The organism is Anaerobacillus sp. QJM3NY_17 (genome assembly GCF_056173665.1).
The window spans coordinates 3481545-3502972 of record NZ_CM149685.1 but is presented as its reverse complement, the minus strand read 5'-3'; the positions used below and the strand labels follow the sequence as shown (position 1 = coordinate 3502972).

At 37.4% G+C, this 21428-nt stretch carries 20 protein-coding genes and 1 pseudogene; 17 read left to right on the top strand and 4 right to left on the bottom strand.

Annotation, left to right across the window (positions count from 1 at the left end):
- Positions 1 to 22 precede the first annotated feature (22 nt).
- Genes mngA through AC0VYV_RS18160 form a run of 3 tightly spaced genes read left to right on the top strand, consistent with a single transcriptional unit; the run spans position 23 to position 5727 of the window.
- A complete protein-coding gene (gene mngA / locus AC0VYV_RS18170) occupies positions 23 to 1966 on the top strand; it encodes a PTS 2-O-a-mannosyl-D-glycerate transporter subunit IIABC (protein ID WP_475374073.1) in 1944 nt (647 codons plus the stop codon).
- Between the two features lie 22 nt (positions 1967 to 1988).
- Entirely contained in the window at positions 1989 to 4604 is a 2616-nt protein-coding gene (gene mngB, locus AC0VYV_RS18165; RefSeq protein WP_475374072.1) for a mannosylglycerate hydrolase, read from the top strand.
- Positions 4605 to 4620: 16 nt separating this feature from the next.
- Positions 4621 to 5727 carry a glycerate kinase family protein gene (locus AC0VYV_RS18160; RefSeq protein ID WP_430247129.1) on the top strand — a complete coding sequence of 369 codons (1107 nt, stop codon included), beginning with the start codon at positions 4621 to 4623 and terminating at the stop codon, positions 5725 to 5727.
- A gap of 66 nt (positions 5728 to 5793) precedes the next feature.
- Here AC0VYV_RS18160 and AC0VYV_RS18155 read toward each other — a convergent pair whose 3' ends face one another.
- Positions 5794 to 6162 (bottom strand): MerR family transcriptional regulator, encoded by a 369-nt coding sequence (locus AC0VYV_RS18155; RefSeq protein WP_475374071.1) that lies wholly within the window; start codon positions 6160 to 6162, stop codon positions 5794 to 5796.
- 96 nt (positions 6163 to 6258) lie between these two features.
- Between AC0VYV_RS18155 and AC0VYV_RS18150 the strand changes: the two genes are divergently transcribed.
- Positions 6259 to 7017: an SDR family NAD(P)-dependent oxidoreductase gene (locus AC0VYV_RS18150; RefSeq protein WP_194218879.1), complete on the top strand. Its 759-nt coding sequence runs from the start codon at positions 6259 to 6261 to the stop codon at positions 7015 to 7017.
- 43 nt (positions 7018 to 7060) lie between these two features.
- Here the strand turns inward: AC0VYV_RS18150 and AC0VYV_RS18145 are convergent, their stop codons facing one another.
- Complete coding sequence (locus AC0VYV_RS18145) at positions 7061 to 8077, bottom strand: DmpA family aminopeptidase (protein WP_475369072.1); 1017 nt, start codon at positions 8075 to 8077, stop codon at positions 7061 to 7063.
- Positions 8078 to 8281: 204 nt separating this feature from the next.
- Between AC0VYV_RS18145 and AC0VYV_RS18140 the strand changes: the two genes are divergently transcribed.
- Positions 8282 to 9004: a YebC/PmpR family DNA-binding transcriptional regulator gene (locus AC0VYV_RS18140; RefSeq protein ID WP_194218880.1), complete on the top strand. Its 723-nt coding sequence runs from the start codon at positions 8282 to 8284 to the stop codon at positions 9002 to 9004.
- Positions 9005 to 9071: 67 nt separating this feature from the next.
- Here AC0VYV_RS18140 and AC0VYV_RS18135 read toward each other — a convergent pair whose 3' ends face one another.
- The gene (locus AC0VYV_RS18135; RefSeq protein WP_475374070.1) at positions 9072 to 9368 is read right to left on the bottom strand and encodes a hypothetical protein; all 297 of its coding nucleotides are present in this window, start codon (positions 9366 to 9368) and stop codon (positions 9072 to 9074) included.
- Positions 9369 to 9963: 595 nt separating this feature from the next.
- On the opposite strand from AC0VYV_RS18135, the gene AC0VYV_RS18130 reads away from it, so the two are divergent.
- The 3 genes from AC0VYV_RS18130 (at position 9964) to AC0VYV_RS18120 (ending at position 13020) form a co-directional block, all read left to right on the top strand.
- Positions 9964 to 10860: an alpha/beta fold hydrolase gene (locus tag AC0VYV_RS18130; RefSeq protein WP_475365792.1), complete on the top strand. Its 897-nt coding sequence runs from the start codon at positions 9964 to 9966 to the stop codon at positions 10858 to 10860.
- A gap of 222 nt (positions 10861 to 11082) precedes the next feature.
- A complete protein-coding gene (locus tag AC0VYV_RS18125; RefSeq protein ID WP_475374069.1) occupies positions 11083 to 11541 on the top strand; it encodes a hypothetical protein in 459 nt (152 codons plus the stop codon).
- Between the two features lie 1086 nt (positions 11542 to 12627).
- On the top strand, positions 12628 to 13020 hold the full coding sequence (locus AC0VYV_RS18120; RefSeq protein ID WP_475366743.1) for a hypothetical protein: 393 nt from the start codon (positions 12628 to 12630) through the stop codon (positions 13018 to 13020).
- A 40-nt stretch (positions 13021 to 13060) separates the two neighbouring features.
- Here the strand turns inward: AC0VYV_RS18120 and AC0VYV_RS18115 are convergent, their stop codons facing one another.
- Positions 13061 to 13642, bottom strand: coding sequence for a stage II sporulation protein P (locus AC0VYV_RS18115; protein WP_475374068.1), 582 nt, complete (start codon positions 13640 to 13642; stop codon positions 13061 to 13063).
- 216 nt (positions 13643 to 13858) lie between these two features.
- Here AC0VYV_RS18115 and AC0VYV_RS18110 point away from each other — a divergent pair.
- From AC0VYV_RS18110 to AC0VYV_RS18070, 9 genes and pseudogenes are all read left to right on the top strand, one after another.
- A pseudogene (locus AC0VYV_RS18110) lies at positions 13859 to 14290 on the top strand (transposase); the annotation flags it as partial.
- A gap of 358 nt (positions 14291 to 14648) precedes the next feature.
- Positions 14649 to 15098, top strand: coding sequence for an N-acetyltransferase family protein (locus AC0VYV_RS18105; protein WP_475374067.1), 450 nt, complete (start codon positions 14649 to 14651; stop codon positions 15096 to 15098).
- 676 nt (positions 15099 to 15774) lie between these two features.
- Complete coding sequence (locus AC0VYV_RS18100) at positions 15775 to 16776, top strand: S66 family peptidase (protein WP_475374900.1); 1002 nt, start codon at positions 15775 to 15777, stop codon at positions 16774 to 16776.
- A gap of 283 nt (positions 16777 to 17059) precedes the next feature.
- Complete coding sequence (locus tag AC0VYV_RS18095; RefSeq protein WP_475374066.1) at positions 17060 to 17779, top strand: alpha/beta fold hydrolase; 720 nt, start codon at positions 17060 to 17062, stop codon at positions 17777 to 17779.
- A 100-nt stretch (positions 17780 to 17879) separates the two neighbouring features.
- Positions 17880 to 18068 (top strand): hypothetical protein, encoded by a 189-nt coding sequence (locus AC0VYV_RS18090; RefSeq protein ID WP_475374065.1) that lies wholly within the window; start codon positions 17880 to 17882, stop codon positions 18066 to 18068.
- Between the two features lie 165 nt (positions 18069 to 18233).
- Entirely contained in the window at positions 18234 to 18854 is a 621-nt protein-coding gene (locus AC0VYV_RS18085; RefSeq protein WP_475365781.1) for a VanZ family protein, read from the top strand.
- A gap of 105 nt (positions 18855 to 18959) precedes the next feature.
- On the top strand, positions 18960 to 19148 hold the full coding sequence (locus AC0VYV_RS18080) for a hypothetical protein (RefSeq protein WP_475365780.1): 189 nt from the start codon (positions 18960 to 18962) through the stop codon (positions 19146 to 19148).
- Between the two features lie 139 nt (positions 19149 to 19287).
- On the top strand, positions 19288 to 19821 hold the full coding sequence (locus AC0VYV_RS18075) for a GNAT family N-acetyltransferase (protein ID WP_475367921.1): 534 nt from the start codon (positions 19288 to 19290) through the stop codon (positions 19819 to 19821).
- 114 nt (positions 19822 to 19935) lie between these two features.
- Entirely contained in the window at positions 19936 to 20394 is a 459-nt protein-coding gene (locus AC0VYV_RS18070; RefSeq protein WP_475365785.1) for a hypothetical protein, read from the top strand.
- Positions 20395 to 21428 lie beyond the last annotated feature (1034 nt).

Genomic DNA, 21428 nt, shown 5'->3' with positions numbered 1-21428 from the left:
TTACTTGATGAGGAGGTAAAAAATGAATCTACAAAACGTCACTTCTCTCGATTTAATTAAGATAAATCAAAATAATGCTACAAAACGTGAAGCGATTGAATCATTAACTGAAGCGCTGGAAGTAGCAGGAAAGCTATCAGATAGAGATCAATACTTCAACGCTGTGTTAGAACGAGAGAAGCTTTCACCGACAGGTTTTGAAGGTGGACTTGCGATTCCGCACGGTAAATCGAAAGGTGTTAAAGAGGCAGCCTTCGCTGTAGCGACAGTAAGTAAACCAATAGAAGATTGGGAAAGTGTGGATCCGACAAACCAGGTTGATTTGGTTTTTCTACTGGCTATCCCTGAAGCGGAAGCAGGATCAACACATGTCTCTCTCTTAGCAGAGTTAGTCACACGCCTATCTGATTCAACTTATAAAGATCAATTAGTCAAAATGAAAACAGCAAATGAGTTATATGAGGCTCTTGGTGACGCTGAAGAGAAACCGCAAGAGGAAGAAGTCACAAGTAAGGAGACTCGACCGCTTGTGCTAGGTGTTACGGCCTGTCCAGCAGGGATTGCTCATACTTATATGGCAGCAGAGGCTTTAATGAAGGCTGCAAAAGAAATGAATGTAAGAATGAAAGTAGAGAAGCAAGGTGCGAATGGTATTGAAGGTCGTCATTCAAAGAAAGACTTAAGTGAAGCAGTAGGCGTAATTTTCGCAAATGATGTAGCTGTAAAGGACCAAGAACGCTTCAAACACTTACCTACTGTGAAAACGAATGTGGCTTCCCCTATGAAAGATGGCAAAGGATTAATTGAAAAAGTTCTTCAAAAGAAACAATCTTCCACTTCAAACACGGAACATCTAGATGAGATGAGTGAAGATGAAGACAACAAACCTTTTAAAACCGAAATAAAAGATTCAATTCTAACGGGAATCTCGTACATTATTCCAATCATCGTTGCAGGTGGGATGATTTCAGCATTTGCAACGCTTATTGCGCAAGGGTTCGGATTAGAAGATGTACTAGCAACCGAGGGATCATGGTTATTCCAGGTTAAAACGTTAGGTGGGCTGTTATTAAGCACACTAATGGTTCCGATCCTTGCTGCCTACATGGCATACTCTATCGCGGATAAACCTGGTCTCGGACCTGGATTTGCAGCTGGTGTCGCGGCCAATATGATTGGAAGCGGATTCCTTGGTGGGATGCTTGGTGGTTTCCTTGCTGGTTATCTACTGAAATACATGAAGCAAAAAATTAAGCCTAGTGGTACTTTTGCAGGATTTGTAAGCTTTTGGGTGTATCCGGTGCTCGGTTCTCTTATCACCATTTTAATTATGTTATTTGTCGTTGGCGAGCCAGTTACGTGGCTAAATGAAACTCTACTTAACGGGCTTGATGGTATGACAGGAACGAATGCGATTATTCTAGGAGCATTGATTGGAGGTTTTGTATCCTTTGATTTAGGCGGTCCAGTCAATAAAGCCGCATACACATTCTGTATTGGAGCCATGGCGAGCGGTAACTTTATTCCTTATGCCACTTTCGCTTCAGTAAAAATGGTTTCCGCTTTCTCCGTTACAGCAGCTACCATCATTGCAAATAAATCGTTTAATCAAAGTGAAAAAGCTGTTGGAAAACAGACGTGGATTCTTGGTTTAGCAGGAATCACGGAGGGAGCCATTCCGTTTATGATTAATGACCCATTACGCGTTATTCCTTCACTTGTAGCGGGATCAGCGGTGACCGGAGCGATTATTTCTGTAGCGAATATCGGGTTAAACGTACCTGGCGCAGGTATTTTCTCACTTGCTCTCCTTCAAGGAGGAACGGGCGGGGTTATGAATGCAGTCATTTGGTTTGGTGCCGCAGTAATTGGTGCAGCCATTTCAACGATCCTTCTTATCTTAACGAGAAAACAAAAGATCAAAAAATATGGATATGAAAAAGCATTAAAGCAACAAGCAGCATAATTTTTAAATGAGGTGAGCAGCTATGACAAAAAACGTCCACATCGTCCCTCACATGCATTGGGATCGAGAATGGTATTTTTCAACAGAAGAATCACGGATTTTACTCGTAAATAATATGGAAGAGATTCTAACAAGATTAGAAAACGATCCTGATTATCCTTACTATGTATTAGATGGACAAACAGCGATTTTAGAGGATTTTTTTGAAATTCGTCCGAAGCAAAGAGAACGCGTGAAGAAACTTGTTCAAGCAGGTAAGTTGATTATTGGTCCGTGGTACACGCAGACGGACGAGATGGTTGTTGGGGGAGAGTCCATTGTACGAAATCTTTATTACGGTATAAAAGATAGCGCAGAATTTGGTGAGCCAATGAAAATTGGCTATCTCCCTGATTCTTTTGGACAATCTGCTCAGATGCCGCAAATTCTAAATGGGTTTGATATTAAATATTCGATTTTCTGGAGAGGAACTTCTGAGAATCACGGTACGGATAAAACCGAATTTTATTGGACTGCTCCTGGGGAGTCAAAAGTTCTTGTACAACTTATGCCGCTTGGTTATGCCATTGGGAAGTATCTACCTGAAGAAGAAGCTGCATTACAAAAAAGAATGGATAAATATTTTACTGTGCTCGATCGAGGCGCTACAGGCGAAGATGTGCTCCTTCCAAATGGACATGACCAGATGCCTATCCAGCAAAACATATATGAAATAATCTCGGTATTGAAAAAACTTTATCCAGAAAGAGAGTTTTTCTTAAGTCGTTATGAAGACTTGCTCGAGAGAATCGAGAAAAATGAAGGTCTTGATGAGATTTACGGTGAGTTTCTTCACGGTAAATACCAGCGAGTCCATAGAAGTATTTACTCAACTAGAGCGGATATAAAAGCAGCAAATACTCGGATTGAGAATAAACTGACGAATCATCTAGAACCTTTAGCATCACTCGCCTACAAACTAGGATTTGAGTATCATCACGGTTTAATTGAGCCGATATGGAAAGAAATTATGAAAAACCATGCACACGATAGTATCGGATGTTGCTGTTCTGATAAAGTTCATGCGGAAATTATGGCGCGCTTCCAGAATGCTGAAGAACGGACAGACCGCTTGGTCGATTTCTATAAACGTAAAATCACAGACCATATCAATACAGATCGCAAAGAGGATCGTCTTGTTTTCTTTAATCTTCTTCCTGAGGAGCGCGAAGAAGTAACAACAACGACTGTCACGACAAAGTTTAGTTCATTTAAACTCATGGACGACCATGGAAAAGAACTCGAATATGAAATTCTTTCTACAAAAGTGATTGATCCCGGTTTAATTGACCGACAAATCGTGCATTACGGAAACTATGATCCATTTGTGGAATTTACAATTGAAGTGAAAACCCAACTTCCTGGTATCGGATATCACACTTACTATGTAGTTGAAACAAACGATCATCAGCTAGCACTTCCAAGAGAAATCCATCGCTCCGTTGAAACGGTTGCTTACTCGATTCAGTTTGAGCAAAACGGTACGTTATCACTAACTGATAAACAGACTGGTCAAACTCATGTTGGCGTTCTTGGACTTGAGAATGTTGGGGATGATGGAGATGAATATGATTTCTCTCCTTTAGAAGGAGAAATACCACGCTTTAGTGCTGAGGAAATAACGGATGCTCAAATCAGTTTACAGTCAACACCACATACTCATCATGTTAAGATCGCTTATCAATGGATTGTACCGGCGGATCTTGAAGCGAGAAAGCAAGATGATGGGCGTATGGAAACCATATATTTCCATATTGAGCTTACGATTCCAATTGAAAGTAATGCGATCGAAGTTTCATGTAAAGTTAAAAATAATGCGAAAGATCACCGGATCCGCGTCATAGTTCCAACAAATATTTCCAGTTCTTTTTCTTTTGCAGATCAACAATTTGGTACAATTGATCGTAACGTTATCGATGATGGAATGGCGGTTTGGGAGTCAGAAGGTTGGGATGAGCGACCGGATGCGATTTATCCTTTCCTTAGTTATGTGGGACTAGAAGATGAGAAAAAAACAGCCATGGTCATGACAAACAGCGTGAGAGAATATGAGATTATTGGAGAGCGTTTTGACACTATTGCGCTCACGCTCTTTAGAAGCGTTGGTGTTCTTGGAAAGGAAGAACTTGTTCGACGACCAGGACGTCCATCAGGAATCAAATTACCAACACCTGATTCACAAATGCTTGGCGAATATACCTTTGACTTTGGATTCGCATATGTGGAAGGAAATCGAGATGCAGCTAAAGTAGCCCAACGTGTGAAAAGATATGTCAGCCCTTTTCTTTCGTATAACAAAATCCCGCATAATGCAATGAAGTTGAATCCAGAAAACGTTCAAGTTCCTTCTGAATTCAGTTGGTTTTCTTTTGAAGAAACAGAGCTAGTGATGAGTACGTTGAAAAAGGCTGAATCTGAAGATGCTTTCATCATTCGATATTATAATCCTTCTCGTCAAGATCAAACGATTAGGTTAGATCATCCCACTATTTATAAAGTGAGGGAAGCGAATTTAAATGAAGTTAGGGTTGATAATCAACACAAAGAATCCAACATATTGTTTTTACCTAGTCAGGTGAAGAGCTTTTTGATTCAATAGCCAGGGAGGTGGAGAAATGAATGTATTGATTGCAATGGACTCATTCAAAGGTTCTCTTTCCTCGAAGGACGCAGGTGAAGCAGTTAAGGTAGGTGTTAAGAGAGTCTTCCCAAATAGTTTCGTTGAAGTTATTCCTGTGGCAGATGGAGGAGAAGGGTCACTAGAGGCAATCCAGACAATTCCCGGACAGTTCGAGACGGCGGAGATTCATCAGCTAGACGGGAAGTTAAGGGATGCTCGGTATTATCGAGCGGGTCAAACTGCTTATATTGAATCAGCTGAAGCAGTTGGATTACACTTGATCTCTTCTGAAGAACTTAAACCTTCACTGTTAACAAGCTACGGTGTCGGTGAATTAATTCAGGATGCAGAGGCCAAAGGCGCAAGTGACATTTACGTTTTTCTCGGGGGGACTGGTACTACGGATGGAGGACTTGGAATGTTACAAGCACTTGGATATACGTGTTTAGATCACTCCGGTAAAGAACTGCCACTCCTCCATAACCCTTTGCAACATACGATGACGATCCGTAAAAGTAACACGAAGCTGAGCGCTAACCTCTATTTGGTGACAGATGTAGATAATTCTTACGCAGGAAAACGTGGAGCGGCTTATGTTTTTGGACCACAAAAAGGGATGAAGAAAGAAGAGATTCCCTCTTACGATGCTGCCCTTCATAGAGTGGCAGACCTTCTTTCTATATCCGAACGACAAAAAGGTGCTGGTGCAGCCGGTGGAATTGGCGGAGCTCTCTATTCTCTTGGCGCAACTTATGTACCTGGTATAAAGTGGATGCTTCAACTTTTAAAAGTAGAGGAAAAGCTGTCTGTCGCGGACATTGCTTTTACTGGTGAAGGGCAAATCGATCGTCAAACGGCTTATGGGAAAGTACCGGCTGGTGTTGGAGAACTAGCCAAAAAGCATCGTGTTCCTTGCATTGCATTAGCAGGACAGGTCGTTGAACCAGTGCATAACTTATATGAGAAATTAACTGGAGTTGTTTCGATACAGCAGGGATGCCATTCACTACAACATGCGCTTAAACCAGACATCGCGAAAGCACAACTTGCTTTTTCAGCTGAACAAGTAATGCGCATTTGGAGTAGCGAAAGAGACAAGTAAACGATGAATAGTGATCAAAGCCCGATTCCTTTCTAACGCAAGAAAGGAATCGGGTTTTTCTCTCCATTATTTAACTAAAGATTTCCTCATGAGTTCTTTATAAGTTGAAATCTTCTTTGTTAACATGTCATCCGTCGCGAGCAGTGTTTCAATTTGATCACGAATATACTGCTGGTGTTCTTCAAGAAGATTAAGACGGGCATTCGCCGTGTGCTCTCCTTCTAGAAATAGCCGCGTATATTCTTTGATCTGGGATACGGGCATTTGGGTTTCTCTTAATTTCTTAACAAATTGCAACCATTGCAAGTGCTTTTCGTCGAATTGTCTAACACCACTATCATTACGAACAGGCTTAATGATTCCTTCTTTTTCATAATAACGAAGGGTATGAGCACTTATGTCAACCTTTTCGGCTATTTCACTTATCGAGTACATTCAATCGCCTCTTACTTTTTAGTTATCGTTTGACTTAGAGTGCACTCAAACGTCTACAATAAGATTGTATCATAATGAATAAGTGGAGGGATTGGCATGAAGTACACCGTTATTACAGGAGCAAGTTCAGGTATTGGATATGAAGCTGCACTAGCGTTTGCGGCAAGAGGGAAGAACCTTGTCATTGCTGCGCGTCGCACAGCCAAATTAGAAGAGTTGAAAAGCGAAGTACACAAAATCAATTCTGACCTTGATGTGATTATTCGTGAAGCAGATTTATCTTTGAATGATAATGTTTACGCATTTTATGAAAGCTTAGAAAATATTGAAATTGAAACATTTATTAACAATGCAGGATTCGGTAATTTCGATCCAGTTGGTGAGCAGAAGCTTCCTAAAATTGAAACAATGCTTCGTTTGAACAATGAGGCGTTAACGATTCTTTCGTCCTTGTATGTTCGTGACTATGCGAATGTAGAAGGAACGCAATTGATTAACGTTTCATCTGGTGGAGGCTATACGATCGTAGCCGATGCCGTGACGTATTGTGCAACGAAATTCTTTGTAAGTGCCTTTACAGAAGGACTTGCTCAGGAGCTTCAAGGACAGGGAGCAAAAATGCAGGCTAAAGTTCTGGCACCTGCAGCGACGGAGACAGAATTTGCAAACCGTTCAATGGATGTAGATAATTTCGAATATGAAGGGACTGTGCCAAAGTTCCATACAGCAAAAGAAATGGCAGACTTTATGCTAGATCTTTACGATAGCAATAAGGTCGTTGGAATCGTTGATGGCAATACGTATGAATTCCAATTGAAAAACCCAATCTATCCTTATGTAGCACGCAACCGTTAAGAAAATAAAATCCTCCTGTCGTGATGACGGGAGGATTTTTATTTTATGTAAGTTTCATACTAAATTTCTGAAGTAAATCCATTAACGTTGGTCTCTCATTCCCTTTTCGTCCAATCACATTTGTGGCGGTTACTAACGAATTCAGAACGGCTTCTTCCGTCGCTTCCCCAACGGCACGAAAAGCGGTGTCGATTTCTTCTTCATGAATGGTTTCTAGTGATTGAGTTTGCGGTTTATATTGATGAGAGACTGTGTTAGCGGTGGAAAACCCAATGATAACTTCACCACTACCTGTTGTGATAATCGATCCTGTTCTTGCAAGACCTGTAGAAGCCCGTTTAATAATGCGATGAAGCTGTCTTTCAGAAACGGGAAGATCTGTTGCAACAATCACCATGATGGACCCTTTATCCCTTTCTTCCCATGAATGAAGAAGAGCTTCTTTTAACTTCTTGCCTACTTTCTTTCCATTCACGTGCAGATCACGAAGAATACCAAAGTTTGTGACAACAAGGACACCAATGGTATAGCTCCCATGTTGGAGTTTTATTTTTCTTGAAGCAGTGCCAATTCCACCTTTTAACGAGTAGCATAGCATGCCTCTCCCAGCTCCAACAGAGCCTTCCTCTAATGTACTAGAAGTATTTGCGATTGCTTCATGAACGTGATGCTTTCGAACGTGACGCCCTCGAATATCATTTAAGAACATATCATTACATTCGCCGATAATAGGATTAACCGTGCCGGTCGTGTTGCCAATCTCAGGATTTTGTTCCAACATATAATCAAACACCGCATCGGCAGCCGTTCCGATACTTAATGTATTCGTTAAGATAATTGGCGTCTCAAGCGTACCAAGCTCATTCAGCTGAATGGTTCCCATTGTTTTACCAAACCCGTTAAGAACATAGCTGGATGCGATTAGTTTCTGCTGATACAGATTCCCTTGATGCGGTAGGATCGCTGTTACGCCAGTTTGAACCTCCCCATTATTCAGAGTGGTATGTCCGACGGTTACTCCTTCCACGTCCGTAATCGCATTTTTTTCGCCAGGCTCCATTTCCCCGATTGTAACTCCGTAATCTCGCAATCTTTTCTGACTCAAATGATCACTCCTCTTTTCTATTAGTTTACTATTATTTCTATTTCATCCAAGTCCCTAAAGCAAATGTTAACTGTAAAATATGGTATAATTGACGAGACGTATAGAGAGTAATTTGAATTTGTCATGCAACAGATAACTAGTAGAAAAGAGTGAAATAGAATGGGCCGTAAATGGAATAACATTAAGGAAAAGAAAGCATCAAAAGATGCGAATACAAGTCGAATTTATGCAAAGTTTGGTCGTGAAATTTATGTAGCAGCAAAGCAGGGTGAACCGGATCCAGTAGCTAACCAGGCTCTTCGCTTAGTTCTCGAACGTGCGAAAACATATAACGTACCAAAAGCAATCATTGACCGGGCGATTGAAAAAGCGAAAGGCGGAGCAGATGAAAATTACGACACACTTCGTTATGAAGGATTTGGTCCAAGCGGATCCATGGTGATCGTTGATACGTTAACAAACAACGTAAACCGCACGGCATCTGACGTTCGTTCAACATTTGGGAAAAATGGTGGAAACATGGGCGTGAACGGTTCAGTTGCCTACATGTTCGACTCCACAGCCGTATTCGGAATTGAAGGCAAATCAGCAGATGAAGTACTTGAGTTGTTAATGGAAGCAGATCTAGATGTGCGTGACATTATGGAAGAAGATGAGGTTGTTATCGTCTATGCTGAACCTGACCAGTTCCATGCGGTGCAGGAAGCATTTAAGAATGCGGGGATTACTGAGTTTACCGTAGCTGAACTTACGATGCTTGCCCAAAATGACGTTGAGCTTGCTGGAGAAGATCAGGAGCAGTTTTTGAAAATGATCGATGCGCTTGAAGAATTAGAAGATGTGCAACAGGTATATCATAACGTTGAACTAGGCGAAGAATAAAACAAAGACAAAAGAGCGGGCTTCCGGATTTCGGAGGTCCGCTCTTTTAATATGGATTGACATTCGATTATGAAAAATGTTCGTTATTTCTTCTTTTCTTTTTTAATGCTAGAAGCGATGTCTTTAAAGATGCATAGTTTCCAATCGCTGCATATCCGTAAAAATAACCCATAAAGATACCAGCTACAAGGTGATGAGGATGGCTATAAAAGACTGAGATCACAAGTCCTAGAATGATCGCTAGTGTTGGAACAAAGGTACGAGGTATAGGTGTGAGAATCTTGATTAATTGTGTCAGAATCATCACTACAGGCACCGCAAGAACAGCGTCCCAGAAGTTTGTATGAATAACAGGAAATGTCATGACCAAATTCCTTCCCAATACAATAGAATGCTTCTAGTCTTTTCTTTTTTGAATGTTTCTAACCGAAGTTTATTAGAAAATATGTTTTGTGAATAGGGGAGTTCAGTGATTTTGTGGAATAATATGTTAATATTGGTGATGTGGATAATAGAAGTAGTTGTTCAGTTAAAGGGCAGGATTGTGGAAGACTTGAATTCAAGATAATTAGCGTTATGAAACTAAATTCAGTCTAAATCGTATGTTTAATATGAGGGTTTCAGGCAGATGAGAATGAGGAATTCGTTGAACTTCTATATTGGAAATGCAATACGTCTGTGAGTAATGGAAACCAAAATAAAACGTTCAATAATGCTATAGCCTCTAAACAATATATGGAATATTATACTGAAAATGGGATAGGAATTACCCATGCATATTAAGCTGGTTGGGTATTTGCTGTTTGGAAGCTTTATTTTAATGCTTCTAATTGGATTAATTGGAAACATAATTTTCAACTAAAGGGTTCACTTGTAGAATCTGACCCAAAAGGATATTCATTTAAATTATTACTGACTTAATTATATAATTATCAGTTTAATAAGGAAGGAGAAAGTGTGTGTCTGACTATTTAACGGTTAATAATAAGAAAATCTATTATGAGGTTCATGGTGATGACCATCTACCTGTATTTTTGTATTTACATGGCGGACCTGGAGTTGGTTCCTATGATTTCATAGAACATCAAGGTAAACGACTTTCAAAATTTATGAGGGTCATTGCAATAGATCAAAGAGGGGTGCTTCGATCGGATCCAATCGAAAACGAAGAGTCTTTCGGAATTCGTGATCTGGTAGAGGACTGTGAAGCTATTCGTAACCAACTGGGTATAGAAAAGTGGGGTCTCATTGGTCATTCATTTGGCGGGTATTGGGCTGTTCAATATCAATTGGATTATCCGGAGAAGGTAACATATCTATTGTTGGAATGCCCGACGCTTGACCTGGAGAGCTCTGCTCGCTCACTAATTACGGGAGCAGTTGAGGAGTATAAAAGATTAGAAAAATATGAAAAGGTCAATGAGTACCTTGCTGCTTCAAAGATAAGAGAAACTGAAAAGGTTTGGGAAAAATGTATAGAGGCTCTTATTGACTTGGGGGAACATAAGGACAATTTGTATGTCCATGGGGAAGACAAACAATTCTTTGATCGTCTTGTTGAAAACTCCGGTATTCCACAGGAAAATTGGGAACGGGCAGCGAATCATCAACAAAAGTTATATCAAGAAGGGAAAGTATTTGAATCATTGTTACCGCAACTCGATTCGATTACTTGTCCGATGATATTGATGAAAGGTAAATATGATTGGGTGACCAGTAATGATCAACTGACTGCATTTGCGAATGGAGAGACCAACCGTAAAATATCTATATTTAATGAAAGTGGGCATTTTCCGAGGTACGAGGAACCAGAAACGTATGCAAAAGTAATAAAAGAATTCATATCAACTCACTGAAAAATCATAAATACTGATCCTGACTAATCGGGGTGTTTGTCAAGTTAGAAAAGAAAGATTTTCGCACAACATTAAGTTTATATCTTGACTTCAAGTCTTACGGAATCTCGGAGCTTATCTTTAATAGATAAGCTTTTTAGAAATTATGATTGAGAAACTTGCTTCTTTTTGAAATGATTGGTCTTGAACACAGTACAGTTGTTGGAAGTTAGGTGAATTGAAATGAATCTAATGAAAGTAATAATAGTGTCAATGCTAAGTTTTACTATCCTATGTGGGTGCGGGGCCGGATCCGATACTATTGAAATTCAAGGAGAGTATAAATTTCTCACTATACAAGGTGTAGATAATAATGGAGTGGTAATTAAAGAGACTAAAAAAGAAGTAGAGGATATTGATAAGATTAGTACCTTTATACAAAAGATAGAAAGTGTTGAAGTAACTGAACAAAAACCAGAAAAAATCAAAGAGAAGAATAAGTTATTAAATGAAAGTGGTAATTACATAATTGCTTTAGCAGAGAATGAAAAATTGCAGGGGAAAACCTATTTTATTAATATGTTTGAAGATGGTTCTTTCATTTACCAAGATCCTTCTGGTACCAGGTTGAAATATGTTTCGATTGAAAACCATCCGAAGTTATATGAAGAGGTTAAAAAGTTGCTAATGATTTCATTTTAGTAATATTTATAACCTGCTTTGTTCAATTATCTCGGAGCAATTCTTTAGTAACAAATAATTGGAAATAAGGATCGGAGCACAAGAACCAAATAAATGGAGGCTTTCATTGAATTACTTACTAAGAATACTACTAGCAATAATAATATCTGCACCTGTTTCAGTTTATGTTTCAATAATTGGAGAGTCTTTTCTTAGATGGGTACTTGGACTAGAAAGCGATTATACTGATACAACTGGAACTTTAATAGCATTACCATTTTTTATGGTTTTTCTTATATACTTTACGGACTCCCTACAACTTTTATCGCGGATGGATTGGTTAGGCTGCTACCATTATCTAAATACAAGTCCCTCATTCAGTTTGTAATTTATTCATTATCGGGATTAGTTTTGTCTTTTCTTTTATCTGACTATTCATTGAATACAGATACATTGATTATTGTATTGATTCCAGTGTATTTATATTTATATATACTTACAATAATCAGGAAGAAACCTAATAAAGAATCGAGTATTAATGCCACCTAGATATCAGGTATTAGGGAAAGTTGTTTAATTAACAACATAGAGCGAGAGCTGAAATAGGGGTAGTACCAACATTTTACCGTAAAACTCACGCTAAGCTATTTTTTTCCATGAGAAACCCGGAATTCTGGACGCTAATGAATTCCGGATTTGCTAACATTAATTGATCTAGGATTGTAAGAAGTTAGACCTTTTTCGTTCAGATGTCGCGCAATCATAGTCTGGTTGTATAGATCTTCTGACTCAGTATTTCTAACAAAAGAAACTTGTTTATTCTATCTTTCTAAGGGTGAAATTGTTACAGAATTGGAGGGCTTGTTGGAATTACTCAAAAAAACTTGATTCTCTAAAACCATGCAGTGATTTATCTGGAAAAATAATTACTATTACATATTAACTATTAATGTAAGGATGTAGCCACTACTAAAGAACTGTATTCTTTAGATTATGTAAATAGAGAAGGATATTTAGTCTACTCAACGAAATCCTTCTTAATAATTTAAGGAGGTGGATACGTCCTCTCTGTCTAGTCATACATATTAATTATGGGAGGTTTATGACATGAAGACTGCATTGTTTAGCAAAAAAGTATCTCTTTCTCTTCTTTTCGCAATGTCATTGTTACTACTTATGATTTCTCCCGGGGCCAATGCAGCCAAGGAAGACAATTTGTTGTTTACTTATGCCTCTTTAAGTCCTAACTCTCAAACTGTTAGCTATACAGCTGATTTTAATGCAAGTTGGGGTGGCGGTTCTTCAGGAGACTATTACACAGTCCGATTGTATTGTAATGGTGGCAATACACCAAATTGGTATCAAACCACAAGTACGACCTCAGAAAGTTCCTGGTATTGTAAATATCCTACTAATGGAACGTATTACCCAACATTAGCAGTTACTAATCAAAGAACAGGCCAAACTTCTTCAGATAGCGTTAAGGTGACAGTTAATTAAATAAAAAAACAGGCTGTAAAATTTATTACAGCCTGTTTTTTTATTTAGATTTTAAAGAATTTTCTAATTGTTCACTTAGTATGTCGATAGCAATTTGCATTTCTTCGGTTGTACTCTCTTTACTTCCAATACCTATATTTATTTTAATGGAAGAATCACCATCATTATTTATTTCGCTTGCTAAAACCCCTCTTGATAGACCAGGAAAATCTTGTTCTACCCCGTCAGATAAGTCCTTTGCTATAAGCAGGTTGGTTTCAGTTCCATTTCTCTGTACTTCAAAAAGCATTCTCGCAATTTCCCTTCCATTATGAGAGTAAGTTGCATCTTTTTTTCGAACATTAACATCGGAATATATTGAAATAGAATACTCGCTATTAGTTCTTTCATCATCACTTTCATTATAGTTTACATTTATTCCTCTTTCTAATAATTTCTTTTCTAGGTATTTACTATAGTTTATATTCTCAGATTCCTCAAATTCTGTATTTTCGACAATGGATACCGACTTGGCTAAAGAAGTGTTTACTGGCTCCTCAGTTTTTTTGGAAATATCACAACCTACTAGAATTAGTCCAAGTGTTAGAGAGCAAACAAAGGAAATAAATAAATTATATTTCATTTTGGCCTCCTAAAAGAGATTTTAATCAACTGTATGTATTATTCTACCTTATATTACTAGCTTCCTTTAATAAATTTTGAAAAGGGTATTTGGCACGAGTCTATTCAAAGTATTTATAGGTAAAATGTCTGTTATATAATATATTCTTACAAGATAACTTGCACTATATTGTTTATTTTGGGGAGAGTCGTATCTTTAATAAGTTAGGCTCCATTATTAAACGCTGTGCGAAAGAAAGATCAATCCTCTGTCGCAGAAGATCTCAAACCCATTTATCAAGCCAATACCCATGAGGAAGCTAGAGAGAGGTTTGAAGCATTCAAGGAAAACTGGCAGAAGAAATATCCGAAGGTCGTGAAATCCTGGGAACAGGATCTAAGCGTTCTCTTAACATTTTTGAGCTATCCTTCCTCCATTCGTCCGATGATTTATACGACGAATATCATCGAACGGACGATTAAAGAGATCAAGAAGCGCACAAAAACGATGAATAGTCTGCCAGGAGAAAAAGCTGCCGAGAAAATCGTTTACCTCCAATCCAAGGACTACAATCAGCGCTGGAGCGAGCGAAAGCTACGTGGTTTTATCACGGCCTTTCCTACTTTACAGGGGATGTTTCTGGAACGGTATGGGGTCATGGAAGAATAAAGTCAAAAGCGACTTTTCTGGCAGGGACCCTCGGGGCCCTGCCAGAACTTCCCACCTCAATGAAGGCTAGAGGATATCCCTATCTTTTGAATTACACAAACTTAATGACACTACCATTGATAGGGGTCATAAGTATTGCGTTCTCAATATTTATGTTTCAACCAGGAAGTGATGAAATCATTTCAGAACTACTTAATTTTTTTGGAATAGATATATGAGTAATATCCTACTAGGTATTTTCACTAACGGTTGCTAAAGCAAAAGAAAGAACAGTAATCGAGTATTGGAAGTAAAATGACAATCTTCCACAAACTCGGAGCGATTGCTCAATAAAAGGTAAGGAAGGAGTGAGTTCATAGTGAATTTTCGAAAAGCAAATGAAGAAGATTTACCAGCCATTATTCGGTTACTTGCCGATGATAAATTGGGGTCCCAACGTGAACGTTATGAAGAACCACTGCCGGATGACTACTATAAAGCATTTGCAGCCATTCAAGCACAAGATGGAAATGAGATTTTACTAGCTATTGACGATCAAAAATTGGTTGGCTGCCTACAATTAACAACCATTCCTGGTTTAGCAAGACTGGGAATGAAACGAGCGCAAATCGAAGGTGTACGTGTAGACAAGTGTTACCGCGGAGAAGGAGTTGGAGAAGCTTTGTTTAAAGAAGCCATTGCAATAGCCAAAACTGAGGGGTGCGGCCTAGTGCAATTGACCACCGACAAACAACGTGAGAATGCTCATCGTTTTTATAACCGACTAGGATTTCTAGCGAGTCATGAGGGTATGAAATTAACATTTTAGTTAGAAAATCTACTCCATAATATCGGAGCAATTCTGTAATATCATATCAGCGTAAAGGTTAAAGGACGATCTACATTAATCGGGCGTAATTCCGCACAAAGGAATTACGCCTTTTCTTTAAAGAAAAGGTTGAGTAAATGAGTAGATTTTGAAATAATTGGAACAACATTAACCTTATTAAGGGAGGTAATACGGTGGAAATAAGACTCGAGTCGATTGCTGGAATGTTAAACGATTTGAATGGAACCTTAAGTATCACCAATATTTTGCTAGGAATAATGACTGTTATTCTTGCATCGCAATTGGTTATCAACGTAAGGAATAATAGAAATAGATAAGACTAACGAATAGGCTAGTGCTTGTTACATTTAATTTAATAGGTCTCAATCATTTAAATGAAATCGGGGGGATTATATGAGTATGGGTGCTGCTTCTATAATGTTGATTTTTGTTACGGTAATACCTATTGTAGCTGTTATTTATATTATTAGATTGTTCTCGAAGAAATAAATACATAATCACTATTCTGTTATATCGGAGCTTATCTGTAATATAGTTAAGCTCCATTTCTATGAAATATAGATGGATTTATCAGCGCTACTTTGAAATAATTGGTATTGATGATTTTGATATTACCATTTTATGATTTTATCAAGATATGGATGGGAAGGTATGGATTATTATGACGCAACTATTAAAAAAAGGAGATAAAATTGGGGTTTTTACTCCTTCTTCACCTGCAACGGTAACTGCTCGACCACGTTATGAACGTGCAAAATCTTTTTTGGAAGAAAAGGGATTTATTATTGTAGAAGGCAGTTTAACTGGCAAATCAGATTTTTACCGTTCAGGTTCACCTAAAGAGCGTGCACTAGAATTTAATGAATTACTTAGAAACCCAGAAATTAAAATGATTATGTCTACTATTGGGGGTACAAATTCTAATAGTATGTTGCCTTACATAGATTATGAAGCATTTGAACAAGATCCAAAACTCGTCGTAGGATATTCAGATGCAACAGCGATCATACTTGCGCTCTATGCTAAAACGAATGTACCTACATATTATGGACCTGCTTTAATTCCATCATTTGGTGAATTTGAGCCACTAGTAAATGATACGTATCGTTACTTTGAAAATTATTTTACAAAGGGAGAAACAATCCCTTATGAAATACCAATGCCTTTATACTGGTCTGATGAACCTGTAAATTGGCTAGATAAAACTAGAGAAAAAACATTATATAAAAATGATTGGATAGCTGGAATCAATGGGGTTGCAGAAGGTCGATTGATAGGTGGAAATGTGAATGCGATGTATGGTTTTATTGGCACTGAGTATTTTCCTTCGATTAAGGTTGGGGATATTCTGTTAATTGAAGATTGTGCAAAGAATGCTTCAATAGTGGAAAAGAATTTCGCTATGTTAAAAATGCATGGCATTTTCAGTAAAGTTTCGGGTATCATTTTAGGAAAACATGAAGGTTATGATGATCTAGGAACAGGCAAGAAACCTTTAGACATACTTTTAGAACAGTTAGATGGTGTTAAAGTACCTGTACTAGCTGACTTTGATACTTGCCATACTCACCCGATGCACGCCTTAGCAATAGGCAAAAAGATAAAGTTAGATGTTGGTGCTAAAACAGTCCAGTGCATTGAGAAGTGGATAGTGTAAGAATTATTATTGTCTCGAATTTAAGTCTACTGTTAAATCGGAGCGATTCTGCAATATCATAGCAGCGTAGAGGTTGAGAAACGATCTTCATTAATTGGGCGTAATTCCGCACTTAGGAATTACGTCTTTTCTTTTAAGAAAAGGTTGAGTAAATAGTTCTGGTTTGAAATAATTGGAATTGTAGAATTGATTATTTCTGTTGAATAAGCTGTTTACGTACCGAGTTAAATTTGACCAAAGAAATAATTTATTTAGATACTCACATGATGGGGAGGACGATTAGTTGATTTTGCATACCGAAATATATGGAGAAGGGGAGCCAATTGTTTTTTTACATACTGGGTTACAAACTGGCAATAGTGATTTTGTGAAACAAAGAGAAGAACTTCAAAAAAGCAGAAAAGTAATAGTACCAGATTTAAGAGGACATGGGAAATCAGTAAGTGTTGATTTTAGCAACTATTTTGAAGATGCTGCAGAGGATTTGAAAGAAACAATCGATCATTTACATATTGATAAACTTCATTTAGTTGGTTGCTCTATTGGAGGATTAGTAGGTTTAATATTTGCAAAGAAATACCCTAGCAAAGTATTTAGTTTAATTTTATCAGGGATCACAGCCGATAAGCCGAGTAATTGGAAGGAAATGCATCTACAAGAGGTTAAATTCCAACAAGAACTATTGGAGAATGATGAAGTGACTAATCAACTAGACCTGATACATGAATCTGATTGGAAAGAATTTATTTATATGGCTAGAGACGAAAACTGGTATCCCTTTGAATATACTTCTGACTTAGATAATATTAGTGCTCCGATCCTATATATGGTGGGCGAAGGAAATAAAGCAGAAGTGGTTTCTGCTGCAAAATACCAAAGTAAACATAATAATTTGCATGTGAGTGTTATCCCATTTGCCTCGCATTTAGTCCATGAGCAAAAGCCAGAAATGTACACTAATATCCTATTAGAATTTCTTAGTGAAATTCAAATTAAACAATAAACTATCTTCCGTTATCTCGGAGCGATAGCTACACAGTGGTTATCGCTTAATAATCTGGTGCAAGATTTGAAGAAACGTTATTCTATTAAGGGGTGAAGTTATGGGGATTTGGTATTTCTTAATATTATTTGTAGGAATATTTTTAGTTGTTAAGGGGCTACTTGGGAATAAAAGAAATGGCTTGGTATTGATAGGGGTCATAAGTATTGCGTTCTCAATATTTATGTTTACACCAGGAAGTGATGAAATCATTGCAGAACTACTTAATTTTTTTGGAATAGATATATGAGTATTCTCCTACCACTAACGGTTGTTAAAGCAAAATAAAGAACAGTAATCGAGTATTGGAAGTAAAATGACAATCTTCCACAAACTCGGAGCGATGTTTGAATAACAAAGGGAAGCTCACTTTTAGAATACATTATTCTCACTGTATTAAGGATGGTTGATAAGTTTGTTAGTTGATGGAGAAGTGGTTATTGTTTTTGGAATAATATGTTACATAGCGGTGAGGGGAATATTCGCATTAAAACTTAAATACAAAAAGTCTTTTATATGGTTGAAAGAATTATTAAGAATGCTAGCTGTAATATACATATTTGTGGTTATTTCAGTAACGCTATTCCCATTGGTATTAGGTGATAACACGTACGGAATGAATTCTTTTAGGTCATTAAATTACACTCCTCTTACCTCTATATTCAGAGACATTGAACAAATAGGTACAGCTTATAATGGAGATACACTGTTTATGCTCAAGCTGATAGTGAAAAATGTTGGTGGTAACATACTATTGCTGATGCCGTTGGGATTCTTTGCTCCGATGTTATTAGATATGTACAAGAGGCTAAAGAATACACTTTTACTTGGACTTCTTGCCTCTTTATCTATAGAATGCCTACAATTTGTTGAACTTCTTTTAGGAATTGGATTGGGACGCGTAGTCGATATTGACGATGTTATTTGTAATGTACTAGGGACTGTTTTGGGTTTCCTTGTTTATAAAATGATATTTGCTAAATTGAGTAAGGCTATGACACCATCCCAACGATCAAGTGGACTAATGAATAATTGAATTTCCCTTTATTAAAGTATCTCAGAGCGATAGCTACACAGTGGTTATCCCTTAGCAATCTGGTGCAAGATTTGACGAAACGTTATTCTATTAAGGGGTGAGGTTATGGGGTTTTGGTATTTCTTAATATTATTTGTAGGAATATTTTTAGTTGTTAAGGGGCTACTTGGGAATAAAAGAAATGGCTTGGTATTGATAGGTGTCATAAGTATTGCGTTCTCAATATTTATGTTTACACCAGGAAGTGATGAAATCGTTTCAGAACTATTAAATTTTTTTGGTATAGATATATGAGTAATCTCCTACTAGGTATTTTCACTAATGGTTACAGTAATCGAGTATTGGAAGTAATATGACAATCTTCCACAAACTCGGAGCGATTATCCATTAAGAGAATCGTCTTCTACGGTGCAGAACGAAAGGGGAATAATGAATGTTTAAATGTAAAATTAACGAAGATACTGAACTTCGTTTACTAGAATTAAGGCACTCTGAAGAATTATTTCAACTCATTGATGCTTCAAGAAATAGTTTGCGTAAATGGTTACCTTGGATTGACAGTACAAAGACAGAAGATAATTCAAAGGGATTTATTGAGGGAACATTAAAGCAATTCTGTAACAATGATGGGTTCCAGGCGGGAATCTGGTATAAAGGTGAATTAGCAGGGATTGTTGGATTACATACTATTAATTGGTCACACAAATCTACTTCCTTAGGTTACTGGCTTGGAGATTCTTTTCAAGGAAAAGGATTAATGACAAAGTCTTGTCAAGAAGTCATAAATTATTGCTTTAATGAACTTAATCTCAAGCGTATAGAAATAAGAGTGGCAACTGAGAATGAAAAAAGTTTAGCCATTCCACACAGATTAGGATTCAAAAAAGAGGGCTGTCTCCAAAAATCAGAATTGCTCTACGACGAATATGTAGACCATTATGTGTTTGGTCTAATTAATGAAACTTAGAATAGGTATCTTGATTTCGAGTCTTCAAGAATCTCGGAGCGATAGTTTAAAAGAGTTTTTGCTTTATGCTCCAAAGTTGCTGTTATTTGAACATTAAAGAGAAAGGAATTGATAATGATTCGTTCAATATTTTCTATAGTAAGTTTAGGGTGTATATTTTTATTGACCGCCTGTATAGGGGAGGATTACGATTTCACTCCTCCAACAATGACAGTTTGGTACCATCATCTAAACGATTATGATTCATATGAGCTTAAAAAGGCTTCCGTGAATTGGGAAGGTCCTAATGAGGAATACAAAAAGACTGTTGTTGATTTTCAATCATTAGGAATCGAACAGAATCAAATTAAGGTCAATGCTGGTTCAGAAGGAAACCTAGAATTAGGACATTCTGATTTTCAATTAGAAGAGTTTCAAGTATCTCTGTGGCAAAACAATGAAGAGATTGAATTGCCTGTAAATAAATCTAATGGTTTTCAATTTCCAGATTCAAAAGGTAATTATATCTTAGAAGTGAATCTGTCTTCTGATATGGGAGATGTTCAATATGTGGGTAACATCGATCTAAATTAACACTAATTTAGGGTGAATTTTAGAATTTATCCTGATCCCAAGTCTTCTGGTTTATCGGAGCTTATCTGTAATAAGATAGGCTCTTTTTATTTATAATAAAAGATTGAGTTATGAACAATAATTTGAAATAATTGGTATTAGAGATTTGAGTAGTTATCTGGAAGACTTGGATACTAGATGTTTTAGTAAATGAGATACGTTTGCAGTGAAGTTTACCGAATAAAATGGGGTGAGTATTAATGGTGAGGCAAAGACTAGGAATATCTATGGTTATATTAGGGGCGATTGTAATGATTATAAACATTTCTTTTCTTAGAACAAATGACTATTATGATGTTATACGTGGACTTTCCTTTGTAATGTTTATGGTAGGAATATTTCTGATTCCTAGATACTCAAATTCAAAAAAAAACATATGATTTAAATCGAATTCAGTTATAGATTTATAAGTCTAAATTTACGAAATTACCTACATAAGTAATAGAGTAAAATTTGGGTTCGTTAATTATGCGGATATTGATTTAATCTCTATTAAACTTTATATTTAAAGGCTAGGAATATGAATAACGGTTGAGTATGTTGTTCTGTAATCTCGGAGCTTTAGTTAAATAAGCCCAATATTTGTTAGTAATATCAACAAGAAACTTTAACAAAGCCTTAGAAAAAGAAGGTCGTAAACAACCATAGATAAAGGCTGTGCTTCTCTTAGACCGGATGGCTGTATAACCATAGTTCTTTCACCTGTGATTTTAGCCGTAAAATAAAGGATGTTCTGTTGTTTAGCAATAGGACTTTTCCTTATTCCGTACTTCATTTAGTGTAGTCACGAAGGGCGTTCGGTGGTACCCCTTACAGGAACAACACGAGACGAAGATTCACTTGAGGCAGGTGGTCTTTCTGCCAAAGTTAGCTGAGGTTGTACCTGTGGTAAGCATCCACCGGTTAGCCGCACGTGGCCATCGAACCACTTTCGAATAACTCCACGGAACAACATACTTTTCATACAGATTGAGATCCACCCGTCATTCAAGTGG

Excerpts from the sequence above, each read along its gene's own strand:
- mngA (WP_475374073.1), top strand. The coding sequence starts at position 23 with ATGAATCTACAAAACGTCACTTCTCTCGATTTAATTAAGATAAATCAA.
- AC0VYV_RS18160 (WP_430247129.1), top strand. The coding sequence starts at position 4,621 with ATGAATGTATTGATTGCAATGGACTCATTCAAAGGTTCTCTTTCCTCG.
- AC0VYV_RS18145 (WP_475369072.1), bottom strand. The coding sequence starts at position 8,077 with ATGGAGCCTGGCGAAAAAAATGCGATTACGGACGTGGAAGGAGTAACC.
- AC0VYV_RS18155 (WP_475374071.1), bottom strand. The coding sequence starts at position 6,162 with ATGTACTCGATAAGTGAAATAGCCGAAAAGGTTGACATAAGTGCTCAT.
- AC0VYV_RS18115 (WP_475374068.1), bottom strand. The coding sequence starts at position 13,642 with ATGAAATATAATTTATTTATTTCCTTTGTTTGCTCTCTAACACTTGGA.
- AC0VYV_RS18075 (WP_475367921.1), top strand. The coding sequence starts at position 19,288 with ATGTTTAAATGTAAAATTAACGAAGATACTGAACTTCGTTTACTAGAA.
- AC0VYV_RS18090 (WP_475374065.1), top strand. The coding sequence starts at position 17,880 with ATGGGGATTTGGTATTTCTTAATATTATTTGTAGGAATATTTTTAGTT.
- AC0VYV_RS18070 (WP_475365785.1), top strand. The coding sequence starts at position 19,936 with ATGATTCGTTCAATATTTTCTATAGTAAGTTTAGGGTGTATATTTTTA.
- mngB (WP_475374072.1), top strand. The coding sequence starts at position 1,989 with ATGACAAAAAACGTCCACATCGTCCCTCACATGCATTGGGATCGAGAA.
- AC0VYV_RS18135 (WP_475374070.1), bottom strand. The coding sequence starts at position 9,368 with ATGACATTTCCTGTTATTCATACAAACTTCTGGGACGCTGTTCTTGCG.
- AC0VYV_RS18080 (WP_475365780.1), top strand. The coding sequence starts at position 18,960 with ATGGGGTTTTGGTATTTCTTAATATTATTTGTAGGAATATTTTTAGTT.
- AC0VYV_RS18120 (WP_475366743.1), top strand. The coding sequence starts at position 12,628 with ATGAAGACTGCATTGTTTAGCAAAAAAGTATCTCTTTCTCTTCTTTTC.
- AC0VYV_RS18125 (WP_475374069.1), top strand. The coding sequence starts at position 11,083 with ATGAATCTAATGAAAGTAATAATAGTGTCAATGCTAAGTTTTACTATC.
- AC0VYV_RS18150 (WP_194218879.1), top strand. The coding sequence starts at position 6,259 with ATGAAGTACACCGTTATTACAGGAGCAAGTTCAGGTATTGGATATGAA.
- AC0VYV_RS18140 (WP_194218880.1), top strand. The coding sequence starts at position 8,282 with ATGGGCCGTAAATGGAATAACATTAAGGAAAAGAAAGCATCAAAAGAT.